Origin of the sequence: Solidesulfovibrio fructosivorans JJ] (genome assembly GCF_000179555.1) — a bacterium.
Lineage (GTDB): Bacteria > Desulfobacterota > Desulfovibrionia > Desulfovibrionales > Desulfovibrionaceae > Solidesulfovibrio > Solidesulfovibrio fructosivorans.
The window spans coordinates 190,322-203,250 of sequence record NZ_AECZ01000001.1 but is presented as its reverse complement, the minus strand read 5'-3'; the positions used below and the strand labels follow the sequence as shown (position 1 = coordinate 203,250).

General features: G+C 52.8%; 7 protein-coding genes and 1 pseudogene. 4 read left to right on the top strand and 4 right to left on the bottom strand.

Annotated features, from left to right (window positions below; genetic code table 11):
* Positions 1–124 precede the first annotated feature (124 nt).
* Complete coding sequence (locus DESFRDRAFT_RS22470; RefSeq protein ID WP_005990235.1) at positions 125–364, bottom strand: hypothetical protein; 240 nt, start codon at positions 362–364, stop codon at positions 125–127.
* Positions 365–429: 65 nt separating this feature from the next.
* Here DESFRDRAFT_RS22470 and DESFRDRAFT_RS00955 point away from each other — a divergent pair, with 65 nt between their 5' ends.
* From DESFRDRAFT_RS00955 to DESFRDRAFT_RS21715, 4 genes are all read left to right on the top strand, one after another.
* Positions 430–1,830 carry a DUF3987 domain-containing protein gene (locus DESFRDRAFT_RS00955; RefSeq protein WP_005990233.1) on the top strand — a complete coding sequence of 467 codons (1,401 nt, stop codon included), beginning with the start codon at positions 430–432 and terminating at the stop codon, positions 1,828–1,830.
* A gap of 204 nt (positions 1,831–2,034) precedes the next feature.
* Entirely contained in the window at positions 2,035–2,418 is a 384-nt protein-coding gene (locus DESFRDRAFT_RS00950; RefSeq protein WP_005990231.1) for a plasmid mobilization protein, read from the top strand.
* The gene (locus DESFRDRAFT_RS23305; protein ID WP_456242864.1) at positions 2,409–3,944 is read left to right on the top strand and encodes a relaxase/mobilization nuclease domain-containing protein; all 1,536 of its coding nucleotides are present in this window, start codon (positions 2,409–2,411) and stop codon (positions 3,942–3,944) included. The genes DESFRDRAFT_RS00950 and DESFRDRAFT_RS23305 overlap by 10 nt, the downstream gene beginning before the upstream one ends.
* A gap of 449 nt (positions 3,945–4,393) precedes the next feature.
* Positions 4,394–10,984 (top strand): P-loop domain-containing protein, encoded by a 6,591-nt coding sequence (locus DESFRDRAFT_RS21715; protein WP_005990224.1) that lies wholly within the window; start codon positions 4,394–4,396, stop codon positions 10,982–10,984.
* Between the two features lie 60 nt (positions 10,985–11,044).
* Here the strand turns inward: DESFRDRAFT_RS21715 and DESFRDRAFT_RS00930 are convergent.
* From DESFRDRAFT_RS00930 to DESFRDRAFT_RS00920, 3 genes and pseudogenes are all read right to left on the bottom strand, one after another.
* A pseudogene (locus tag DESFRDRAFT_RS00930) lies at positions 11,045–11,410 on the bottom strand (site-specific integrase); the annotation flags it as partial.
* A gap of 329 nt (positions 11,411–11,739) precedes the next feature.
* A complete protein-coding gene (locus DESFRDRAFT_RS00925) occupies positions 11,740–12,090 on the bottom strand; it encodes a DUF6915 family protein (RefSeq protein ID WP_144004875.1) in 351 nt (116 codons plus the stop codon).
* Between the two features lie 171 nt (positions 12,091–12,261).
* Complete coding sequence (locus DESFRDRAFT_RS00920; RefSeq protein WP_005990222.1) at positions 12,262–12,888, bottom strand: HAD family hydrolase; 627 nt, start codon at positions 12,886–12,888, stop codon at positions 12,262–12,264.
* Positions 12,889–12,929: the final 41 nt, after the last annotated feature.

Genomic DNA, 12,929 nt, shown 5'->3' with positions numbered 1-12,929 from the left:
CACTTAATGACACAAATACACCTTACACTGACATAACTGGCATAAGCAGTATAAGGGGTACGCAAATCTTGCGTGTGTTGACACCATTCATCGACTCATGCTTATACACAGCCATTCACAGCTTTCACAGCTGACAAGGAGTACTCATGGTCACAAAACGTTCTACAACATCGAGGAATTGTCCATCATTCTTGGGAAAAGCATCGCATCCATTCACGGCCATCTCGCACGTAAGCAGTTTGACGCCGTTCCGCCGCCTATAAAGCTGGGTCGCCGCCTGGCCTGGCAGGTGGAGTCCGTTGACGCATGGATCGACGACAAAGCCGCCCAGGCCGAAATCAGGGCCAAAGACAGCCTCGGCCATGAGCTGCCTCCTGTCAGGCGACGCGGCAGGCCAACAAAGGCGGAACAGAGGGACAGAGGTGGGAAATGAGCGGCAGGCCCTCGGTCTCCCCGCTGCCCTGTGCGCACCAAGAGGTCCCGCCGGAGGATCTCGACGGCCTCAATCTCAAGGAGTGGCCCCAATTCTCGTTTGACGCTTGTCCGGGCATCCTGGGCGAATTTGTGCGGTTGGCAACGCGCGACAGCGAAGCCGACCCGGCGGCGGTCTGCATCACCGCGTTGGTGCGCTTCGGGGCGGAGGTCTATGGCTATGCGCCCGATAAAGGCCCGCACCTCTATGTGGGCGAAACCGTCCACTCGCCGCGCCTTTTTGCCGTCATCTGCGGCAGCACCAGCAAGGCCCGCAAAGGCACCTCCCGACATCCCGTGGCGAAGCTCTTTGGCCGGGAGCACTGCCTGCCCGCCGACTTGAGGGCCTGGGGCGTCCCTTTGCCCGCCAGGGAGAGTGGCGGCCCGCTTTCCACGGGAGAAGGTCTGGCCCATCATGTGCGCGACGAAAGCGATGAGGAGCGGGAACGGCGACAGCGTCAGAACCCTGCCGAACCGGTCCGCGAAAAGGGAGACAAAAGGCTCGTCATCATGGACGAGGAGTTTGCCAGCGCCCTTGCCTGCACCAAACGGGAAGGCAACACGCTCTCCATGGGCATCCGCTGCTTCTGGGATTCCGGCGACTATGCCCCCCTGACCAAAAACAACCCCGTCCTGGTTCGCGGCGCGCACATCAGCATCATCACCCACATCACCATGCAGGAGCTCGCCGTGTGTTTGGGAGAGGTGCAGGCCGTGAATGGCTTCGGCAACCGATTCCTTTGGATATGCGCCCGGCGCTCGAAACTGGTTGCCCTGCCTTCACGGATGCCGGACGCAGAGCTTGCGCCCTTGCAGCGTGAGCTTTGGCAGCGCGTGGGGCAAGCGCAGCAACGTGGGGTCATGACCATGACGGCGAATGCCTTGGAGCTATGGAGACACGTCTACCCAGAGCTCTCCCAGGAGCACACAGGCTTGGCCGGAAGCATGATCAACAGGGCAGAGGCTCAGACCCTCCGTCTGGCGCTCCTCTACTCGCTCTTGGACGCTCAGGGGGAAATCAAGGAACCCCACCTGCAAGCGGCCCTTGCCATGTGGCGCTATGCGCAGGATTCGGCGCGCTACATCTTCGGAGACCGGGCGACAGACCCGCTGGAAGATAAAATTCTGGAAGCGCTCAGGACCGGCCCGCTCACGGCCACCGAACTGAGCAGCGTCCTGAGCAGGCATGTCCCCCGCGACCGCCTCAAACCCCTGCTGCAGCAACTCGAAGCACAACAGCGCATTACCATTACCAAACTGAAGAACGTGGGCCGTCCCAAGATCATCTTGTCCCTGCGCGAATTAAGCGAAAAAAGCGAATTAAGCGAATTAAGCGAAAATAGGCGGACTCTCGCATGAACCTTATTTCGCTAGTTTCGCTTATTTCGCTTTTTTCGCCAGAGGTATGTTGCTCAGGAGAATCCGCGCCCATTGGTGGCATTCCGCAGAGCCAGCCTACCCGTTGTGGGCACGCGCTGACGCGGTGCCCCCTGCCGGGGCTGGCGAGGGCGTGCCGCCCTTCGAACCCCGCCAAAGACAAAAGGCAGAAAGCCGGTTGACGCCATGGGGAAGAATTCAGAGAGCCGCACAGCCTGGATCAAGCTTCGCGTCACCCCGTCTGAGAAGGAAGCGATCACGGCCAAGGCGAACGCCCAGGGGCAGACCGTGACGGATTTCATCCGTCAACGCGCCCTGGACTATCGCCTGCGCAAAACGCCCTTGGAGAAGGAGCACGTCCGCTTGGTCGCCCGAGTGGGCGCGAACCTGAATCAACTGGCCCGGTGGGCCAACACGTACAAGAGCCGAGCGGAGGCCATACGCGTATTGGCAGCCCTTTTAAGCTTCGAAAGGGCACTCAAGCGGGACGCTGCCCCAGCCGACAGCGACCGGCAAGATTCCTCTCTCCCCCTGGAGTCAAAAACCTCCGTGGAGACGCCATGTACATGAAGGTCTTTCCGCACGGCCAGGGCTCCGGGGATGGGCCGACGCGCTATCTGGTGCGGCCGGACTACCCGGGCCGGGACAAACATCCGCCCGAAGTGCTGCGCGGCGATCCGGAGCTGACGCGGGAGTTGATCGACACCCTGGACACCAAATGGAAGTTCACGGCCGGAGTCCTTTCCTGGTATCCGGACGAACTCGTGACGCCCGAGCAGGAAGCGCACGTCATGGACGACTTCGAGGCCGTGGCATTTGCCGGCCTGGAGCCGGACCAGCGCAATATCCTTTGGGTGAGGCACCATCATGCCGGGCATCACGAGATCCATTTCGTCATCCCACGCGTGGAGCTCTCAAGCGGCAAGGCCTTCAATCCCTGCCCGCCTGGCTGGCAAAAGCACTTCGACGTGTTCCGGGACCTGCACAATCACCGCGAAGGTTGGGCCAGGCCGGACGATCCGGCCCGAGCCCGCCTGCGCACGCCGGAACACGCGGACCTGCACAAAGCCCGTCTGATTCGGTGGGGGGCAACGCCCGGCAAGGATGAGCGCGCGGAGGCCAAGGACGCCGTTCACGCCTTCCTGCTCATGAAGATCGAAGAGGGGCAGGTCACCAACCGTTCAGGGCTCCTTGCGGCGTTGCGGGAGGCTGACCTGGAGATCAACCGGGCGGGCAAGGACTATATCACCGTCAAAGACCCAGCCAGCGGCGAAAAGCTTCGTCTCAAGGGAGGAATATATGCCGAACACTGGCAACTCGTTGCCCTCCCTGGCCGAGCGCATGCGAGCCAAGACCGAACAGGACCGGCAGGAACTCGAAGCCCTGACCCGGCAACAATTCAACGCCTTGAGCGAGAGCTTGCGGCAGTCATCGACCGCCGCGCTGCGTACAACCGAGGCCGCTATCCAGGAAAAGCTTGGGACGTTGGAAGAGAACATCGCCTCACGCTGCCAAACCTTGAGCTGGGCCTTTGGCAGGAAATGGCTGCAAGCCCTGCTCTTGAGCCTGGCACTCCTGATGGGAACCGCCTTGGGGTGCTGGGGCGTGCTGACCCTGTTCGCACACAGGATCATTGCCTTACAGGACGAGATTCAAAGCCTCGATGCGAGCAAAGCCGAACTGGAGAGCATCACCGGGCAATTGGAAAAACAGACATGGGGATTGAGGCTCCTGGAGAACCAGGAGGGACGATTCATCATCCTGCCGCCGAAGACTTCGGCCCAGACAGGCTGGACGGTTGGCAAACAGCAAGCAATAAAATTGGAGTAAACAATGAGCATGACCGAACTGGAACACCACCTCTTCAACTGCCTGGAGGGTCTTCAACAAGAGTTCTATTCGTCCCAGAAAGAACAGGACAAACATCTAAACGATTTGGAAGTACGCCAGACAGAGCAGGAGAACGACTTGAATCAACTAAAAGAGTTATTCAAAGAATTAGAGCCGCTACTACATCGGTTGAACAGTACCTTACAGCACGTATGGAACAGCGTTCCAAAAAAATAACGGTATCTCGTGATGAATTTAGTTTATAATCAGCGACAGCAGGAGAAAATAATGGCTAACTATAAAGATAGAGACCGGGACAGGTTGGACAGACTATTTCTCCTTGCCCCCAGCACTACCAAGAACATTCGTATGGCACAAATCTTGTCCGGGAGTTGAGTAATTTTTACCATCTCTGGCAGCTGATTGTATACTCAAAAGAAACACTGTAGACACAGCTTGCATCGATCTGGAACAGTGCAGCAAATATACTTAGTTCAAAATGGAAAAATTGAAATTACGGAGATAATGCTGTCACGCCGCTGAATTTTGATCCCGGCGCTTTTTAGAACGGGATAGCCAAAGGGTATTTTCCACTTTTATCCAACCCATACTGATTCTGTCCAGATTAATTCCGGGTTGCTCATAACCATTTTTAGCACTAAACTCATTTGGACGCCATCCAAACGGCAATAGAACACTCTACAGTGGACGAAGCATGGCAGACATTACAGTCGACAAAGTCCGTGCCTCCCGAGATGGGCATCAATTCCATGAAGCGTGGTTGGCAAGGCGCGCATTGGGCTTGCTACTACCGCGCGATGAACTTTGCGGCATCGCCGTGGAGGGGCTAACTCCAGAAGACCAGACAGGCACAAGCACAGCCACGGTTGAGATAGCAGATGCAACATTCTATTTTGGTGCGGCTCCTACTTTTCGAGATTCAACGCGCGTCGAAATAGCACAATTTAAATATTCCATCGCTCGACAAGGCACCAAATTTCTTGCCTCAGATGCAGCAAAGACCCTTCAAAAGTTTGCAAAATCTGAAAGCAAGTTCTTGTCAAAGCCAGCTCAACAGAAGGTGGCGAATAAAATTTCTTACACCATATATACAAACCGACCAATTGGCTCAGAATTGACCGAAGCGCTATCTGCTTTGGCAAAGGGCGATCTCCCCTCGAAGAAAAACAGTCGCGCTCAGTATCACCAACTCCTGTCCATAATCCCCTTGAACGGCGACCATCTTAAGAAGTTCGCCGCAAAAGTCTTTCTCGTGGGCCAAGGCGGCGATCTACAAACCATCGAGAAGGGAAATGCTAGGATTATAGCTGATTGGTCCGCATCAAATGACGCTAAGGCGCGCGCCAGATTGGGAGATCTCAGGCAACTAGTACGTGACAAGGCCGGTCATAAGGGTCAACAGAATAACGTCATCACCAACATCGATGTGTTGGCAGCTCTGGATATCGCAGAGGAGATTGACCTTCTTCCAACGCCGGATGTATTTGTCGAACCCGGACCGATCGTTGAACGCGAACAAATTCAGACTTTCATCGACAACATGGAAGAATCTGACCTTTGGATAATTCACGCTGCAGGGGGCGTTGGAAAAACAGTTTTTGCCCAGAGCGTAGCATCTCGCCTAATCGCAACTGATGAAGTAGTAATTTTTGATTGTTTTGGCGGAGGCGCTTACCGTTCGCCACTTGATATGAGGCATCGCCCTGAGCGAGGGCTGATGCACATTGTCAATGATCTCGCCTGCCGTGGATTATGTGATCCGATCTTACCCGGTTCATCAGATCCGGCTGAAGTCGCCCGAAGGAGTATCCAGCGATTCTCGCAAGCAATTGCGACGATCCGTCGGACCCGGCCTAAGGCGCGATTGGTTCTCATCATCGACGCGGTTGACAACGCCGCGATGGAGGCACGGGACAAACAACAAGTTTCTTTTCCGCAGATGCTGCTGGAAAGTCTCTCACAACCATCGCATTCCATCGACGGTCTTGTGTGTGTCGCCACCGCCCGTTCCCAGCGCCGTGATCTGGCTATTGGTCGAAGCCAGTGCAAGGACTTCGAACTCAGGGCATTCTCTGCCGACGAGAGTCAATCTTTTATTAAACAACGTCGTCCAGAAGCGACTTCTGCCCAAATCGAAGCCATCCACCATCGGTCAAATGGCAATCCCCGAGTAATAGCCAACCTGATTGAGCCTGATCGACCACTTGCCGAGATCGATACTGTTTCTACCAATATTGACGTGAACGATCTCATCCGCCAACGACTTGAGGGAGCGATACGCTTAGCTGACGATAAAGGTTGTGATCGCGACGAAATTTCCGGGTTTCTTTGCGCCTTGTCCGTCCTTCCTCCACCTGTTCCTGTTGCTGAGATAGCCGCCGCATTCGGGATCACAACCTCTGAAGTCGAAAGTTTTGCCGCTGACCTCGCTCCTTTGCTGGAACACACCCGGCATGGGCTTATATTTCGTGACGAACCAACAGAAACGTTGATACGCGAGTCATATGGACAACAGCTAACACTTCTTAACGATGTAGTGTCCCGCTTAAGCAAAGCTCAGTCCTCATCTGTGTATGCAGCTCGATCGCTTCCCAGCTTGCTCTTCGCAATGGGAGAAACTGAGAAACTGCGTTCGCTGGCATTCGATACGCGGTTTCCTCCTGAACTTGACAGTGATATCGCGAAGCGGGCTATTCGCCTTAATAGGCTCCGTACGGCAGTCGGAGCAGCAGCCAAAGATCGAGACTTCAGCGCCTCCGTTGACTTGCTGGTTGAGTTGGCTTCGATGGTCATCGTCGATGAACGCGGAGAAGACTATCTGCTCGAACAGCCTGACCTAGTAGTCGGCCTAGGCGACCCGGAAGCCCTCCGACGCTTATTCGAGGCGCGTAGCGGCTGGCCGGGCACACGTCACGCCCGTTTGGCAACAGCCTATGTGGCCGATGGTGATACCGCTGAAGCGTATGGGTACGCAAAAAAAGCGGATGATTGGCACCAGTGGCAACACAATCAAGACGAAAAAGTACACAGGACAAACAAATTCGATCATGGCGATTATGCATCGATTGCGTTTTATCTCTTCTCCAAAGAACGAGGCAATCACGTTGCGGGATACATAGCCCAATGGAAGCCATTTTATGGTTATTGCATCGCATGTCGTTTATTTGAATATTGTCTCGCGACAGAATCGTTTGGCAACCTGCCTAATTTCGCGAAAACTCTGAACGAAGTACTTTCTTTGCCTAAAGCACCCCCGGCGCTGGTTGTGGCTGCGCTCAACTTCTTCCCTGGCTTTGTATCCCGCACCAGAACGAAGGCTTTATTGAAGAAGCTTGCGGCAACGCTGAAATCGAATGAAGAATTCTCAGAAGAATTTGCCGGGAGCAGTCACAAGAATAGCTATCGTAAGGCGCTGATCCGATGCGCTATCCGGATGGCTAATCTTAACATGGTAAAAGAAATGGACCGGACGTTTGCTGTCGCCGTGCCTCAGCGTTATCGGATGTGGTCGCTTCATGGCGATTTGGATGTAGAAAAACTTGTTTCTTTCGCGTTGAGTGTGGCGAGCCGTTGTGCAAGCGAATCCCGAGTAGCGGACCTTTTTGACTGCCTGCCGAAGGAATTCTGGGCATTGGTCAAGGACGCTTCCCGGCCATCGACCGACGAGGCCCAGCGGGCATTGCTTGACGAACGTTTGAAGGAATTAAGGACGCCCCATAATGAGACACCGCCGGAAATCCAGGAACGACTAGAGAATAGTGGGCTGTCGTCTTCGGAACTCTCTCATGCCGCTGACAGAATTTCTTATGGCGTGATGCCTTTGCTGGCATTGGTAAAGCTGCTTACGACTATGATTGCGGCGGCAAAGCCTATCCAAGCGAAGGCTGCCACGCTAGCATTTTTTGAAGCATGGCAGGCCTCTCAGGCTGGCACAACCCGGAACCGAGTCTATATTCCACAAGAACAATTACGCTTTGTGGACGCCCTGTACACCGGGTGCGCATCCGAGATTTTCATGGCGCTCGACTTGTTAACACCTTGCGCCGCTCAAAAGTTAGCTTCTTGCCTGCAGAGCGCTTCAACACTCGCGCCAGAAACCATAATTTATTTTGTCAGGCTCTTGGCAGGACGGCTGAACTGCCATAAGCAGGCTGGGAAAATGGCGGTATTGGCAGTTAAGCATATTGAACGTGATAGAGATATTCAATGTCGCAGCAGATTGTTCGCAAGCTTGTCGCGTGCACTGCTGCAAGCAAACCGTTCTGAGTCTACTGACCTTTTCAAGCGCGGACTACAGGAACTCGACGCCATAGGCTCGGGAGACTACGAATTTGCCCATGAGCTTTTGCAGTTTGCCATTACGCTGCGAGGTGGTCATCTACAACCAAATCTAGCGCTCCGGCTTGCCAAGATATGCGAGATCAACGTTTATGACTCTGACAAGTGGCATTGGCCGCTGACAGCCAAGGCGTTTGCACGTGCAGTGGGCGCTCCATATTTAGCGCAAATTGCTCGATGGCATGACCGCGACATCGTTAAACTGAGTCTAACACTTCCGTCAGCTCTAACGTATATGGTGAAAGAAGGTGCTCTGCGCCCTATCCATGCTGTTTCACTTCTCTGGCTGGTTAGCCCGGAACCCCTTTGGAGTTGGGGATGGAATGATTTATTGAATGCCTTGGCCGAGCAAAACACCACCGAGTCAATGTTACATGAAGTACTCGATCAGTATGAGCATTCATTTCCTGGGCGTTCAGCTAACCGCTATCTCTGCGAACTTCGCGAGGTATTGGAGTCCGATCCGGCTCTCGCTGCGACAATTTCCGAGCGCATCACGTTGTTGGAGCAGCGAAACACCAAATCAAGAATAGTCGAAAAGGATAGTCACTCTCCGCCTCCCCCTCCCAGGGATCGCAAACTCATTCGTAAGCAAGAAAAAGAGCGTCAGGCTAACGTGGCCAAGGCTCTGGCCAAGTTGGACCCAATAGATACCGCGTCATTCGAAAGCTTTGCTGAAGAATTAAAGGCATGCTCAGGTTGGAATTTCGACAAATCCCAAGCCTTCAAAAAAGTACGCGCTCGAGTCGCCTATGCTGATCGCGCCAAACATCTTGAGACAATCGTAGCTGCACGGAATCTAAGTCTGTCAGAAAAGAACGATCTTTTACAAGCGATAAAGGACGAGTGGACAGAAGACTCGCCAACACAGCTCTCATGCCTTTCCGCTTGCGGATTGCCGCTAGTTAAAGAACATGCAGAGGAGTTGCTTGGCAAGACATGGGGGACAGTGACCGATATCTCCAAACTATCGGAGGTGACAAGTACTCCAATTGATCAACTCGCAATAGTCTTGGTTGAGTCGGCCACAACTCGCCAACTGGACGCCTCTGCCATGACGTGGCTGAGTATCGCCACCATTATTTCAAAACGAGCTGAAGCTGAAATTCCTCTTAACGCCCTTGAGCGTCTGCTTGATAGCGGAGCGGCAAGGTTGGTCGACGAAATCGGCGATGGGGCATGGCGCGATGAACTAAACCCTGGCACGGATTCCGATGAGATCGCCGCTGGCTTGATATGGTTCTGCCTCGGATCGCCTAAAGCAAAAGAACGTTGGCGGGCTGCGCATGCCGTTCGGTCGGCGGCAAGATTTGGACAATGGAGCGTTATTGAACGAATGTTTGGCTTCTTTGATGAGACTGATGCAGGCGCATTTCAGGACAGAGCGCTCCCGTTCTTCAAATATAATGCTCAGCTTTGGTTCCTTATAGCGATTGCTCGTATCGCAATGGATTTTCCAGACGATATCGCGGCGCGGTTTCGTCCTAAGATGGAAACCATCGCCTTCCAAGACGCGTTCCCTCACGTCGGGATACGTCAAGCTGCATGTGAGGCGTTGCGGCATTGTGCCGCTGGGAAGTGTGGAGCGGACACACAAAAGTTACTCTCGAGAATTGCAAAAGCAAATGTGTCGATGTTCCCACTAGCCAAAACTCGCGAAAAAGCCGTACGTGAATTTCCCTGGGAGCGACCCAAGGATATTCCTAGACCAGAGCCAACTTTCTATTTCGATTACGATTTTGAAAAATACAATATAGATGCACTAGCCAGAGTATTTGGACTTCCTAAATGGCGGATAAAAGACCTTTGCCGAGATTGGATTCGGATATGGGCGCCGGAGGTGACTTCAATGAACGATTTTTCTGGCAAACCACGCCCATACAGTCGGCACGGATACTATCGGCCGACAGAGGAGTCCTATCAATCACACGGAGCCTATCTCGCATGGCATGCACTTGCAGTGGTTAGTGGACGGCTGTTGTCAGAGCGTCCTGTTACCGACGAGAGTTTTCTGGACGATCCGTGGAAGAACTGGCTGGCGGAGTACAGCATCACACGAGATGACGGTCACTGGATTTCTGACGGGACCGACGGGTACCCGCTGGTTGCGCTGAACGATTTAAGAGCAAGCAGCAGTTCAGACACCAAGCGCGAACAGCCAATCAATGACAAACAATTCCTAACATCGCTAGCTGGACTCGAAGATTCAACGCCTGAAGGGATTATCGTGCAGGCATGGTGGTCCTCTCCAGATAATGTTAACTGTGGCATCATGTCGTCTCTTGTTGATCCTGCGCATGCGAAGTTGGCGGCTTTGGCTATAATTACGTCTCCACATTTCCATATGTACTTGCCATTTCATGAATTCGATGATGACGAGAGTCCGCGTTTCCGTAGCGATGGTATGGAGCCTTGCGATCCGTGGATTACGCATACCGAGCAGTCGGAGGCTCTTGATGCTCAAGACCCATTCGGAGCCTCGTCGGCGCTGTCGATTTATCGACCAGCAAGGAACATCATCGCCAGATTTAAACTCGTTGCAACCAAGCCCTGGTCGCACAAATGGATGGAGAAAGGCGGTTCAACAGTATTCAGATACAATGGATGGGGCGGCTGGCAAGGATATGGTGACAGTGAAAATCGGCAAGAGGGGAAAGCACTTTATTGCGACCGCAGATTTCTTTCTAAACTACTAACACAACTAGACAAAAATCTCATTATCTTGATTAAACTTCGTGTTTACCATGAGCCAAACCGACACGACAAAGATTCAAGTCAAAAGAGTGAGTTCATTCATTCCTTCATGGCAGCCGTTCTAGACAAGCATCTCAACGTTCAAATAATCGAACCGACGACAAAACAATTAAAAGCCGTCTCGAAACTCAATCAGTATGACATATACAAATTTTCTAAACGCTTTCTGACAATTGCCATGCTAGAAAGCTAAAGACAAGATGGCCACACAAAACACGTCCTGACAGAGGGTATAAAATATCAAACCTTAGGTTTACAAGGTCGACATCCCCCTCTTCATCCCTGCCAATCTGTCCGCAAGCCGCGCTGTCCTCAAATGCGTGTACCGCGCCAGCATCTGCAGCGTCTTATGACCGGTTATCGCCTTGATTTCCATGACACCCAAGTCGGTAAGCTCAAAGAGACGGCTGGTCGCCTCGTGCCGGAGGTCATGGAAGCGAAGGTTTTCAAGCTTTGCCTTTTTGCACGCATACTTCATTGACGCCGTAATTTGATCCGGCAAAAGGCCAAATACAGGCCCTTGGTCCAAGCTTCGGGGCAGCTCGCGCAGGACAGTCAACGCCCCTTCAGCAAGGGGGACTTTTCTGGCCTCGCTGTTCTTGGTTGTTAGAAACAAGAGCGTGTCATGAACTATTCTGAGAAAAATTTCTATAAGTTAAAGGGCAAGATGACGTCAAAATATCAAAGTGCAAACCTGATGAAGATCGGGTCAGCCGTCCCCATGTGAGTGAGTAAGACTTTGTAAACGGCTAAACTGAAAATCCTCTTTCGACGAAATGATAGGAACTGAAAAATTTCCATCCAGTCCATGACACGATCTAGAGATGTCAGTCATGAGTTTAACCGATTTTTCCTAGGTCGTTACAGGCATGAATTCATAGTAGTAGACATGACAACTTCTCTACTTATAATACTATGGTGCCTATCATCATTCGATCACATTTATATCTACAAGCCATTCCACTGATCGAGCATGTCTGGCCAGTTCGTTCCTATTATTTTTATCAAGATATCGGTTTCACTTGGAGTCAAAAAATCTTGATCTCGCATCATCTGGGCAACATCTTCCGGTGTGTCAGGGATAAACTCAAAATCATCTACAACGTGTAACTCAAGCGCCTTCCTGGCTGGCTCACCGAACAAAGAGACGCCCAGCTCAATACCGTATTGATGATGCAAGACGACGCGATGTGCTACATTATCTATGACTTCATAATATTGATCCATCCACTCATGAATCTCTGTGAATGAACTTCCCAGCACCTTCAAACAGTGTTCCTCATGTTCTTTAATGTGCATACAATCACCAAAAAATATTCTTTAAACATATTCCTACTGGAGTAGGATCAATTACATCATTATAGCTAAGACAGGCACAACCAATTAGAAAAGCTTGCAAATTTGGCCTTCCCACTGTTTCAGCCCGCTTTTGCGAATGACCCCCATGCTACCTCATCAGAAAGCTGCATTTCAACTAACGATCCCCAGGTAGCCAAGGACGCTCTGGAGGGAATGGACAATATGCCCATTCTCGCTCTGGAGCGAGCCGGCCTTTCGATCAAGCCATAAGGCATGAAGCCCAAGAGCTTGGGGGGCCTGATAGTCGTTTTGCAGCGAATCGCCAACCATGAGGAGCTCGTCTGGGACACAGCCGAGCCCTTCCCAGGCATACCGGTAGATTGGCGCCTCGGGCTTGCGTGCGCCGACTTCATAGGAAAAGGCACGAGCATCCGGCGCAAAGGGCAGGAGCTCAAGAAATGGCGCGCCGTAGGGCTTGGCGAGATTGGAGACCACCGCGATCTTGAGGCCATGTCCACGGAGCGCTTGCAGCGTTTGCGAAACCTCGGGGAAGAGGCGCATGGAGCGTACTTCCTCTGCCACATGCGTTTCGAGGAGAGTCTTTTCTTCCTGGGGTAGCCCAGCTTCACTGGCGAACTCCGCCAGGGTCGCATCCCGCGTCATGATGGCTTGGTAGCAATCAGCCGCCCCTTTCTCCCATCGCCTCATGATCGAACGATAAGGAAGCCGGAGGGATTCGGTGCGGCACAAGGTGCCGAAGGCATCGAAGAGGACGCCTTTGATTTGTCGTGGCTCCATGCAGGCTCCCTAGCAGCTATTTAAAAGTCAAGGCCACATCC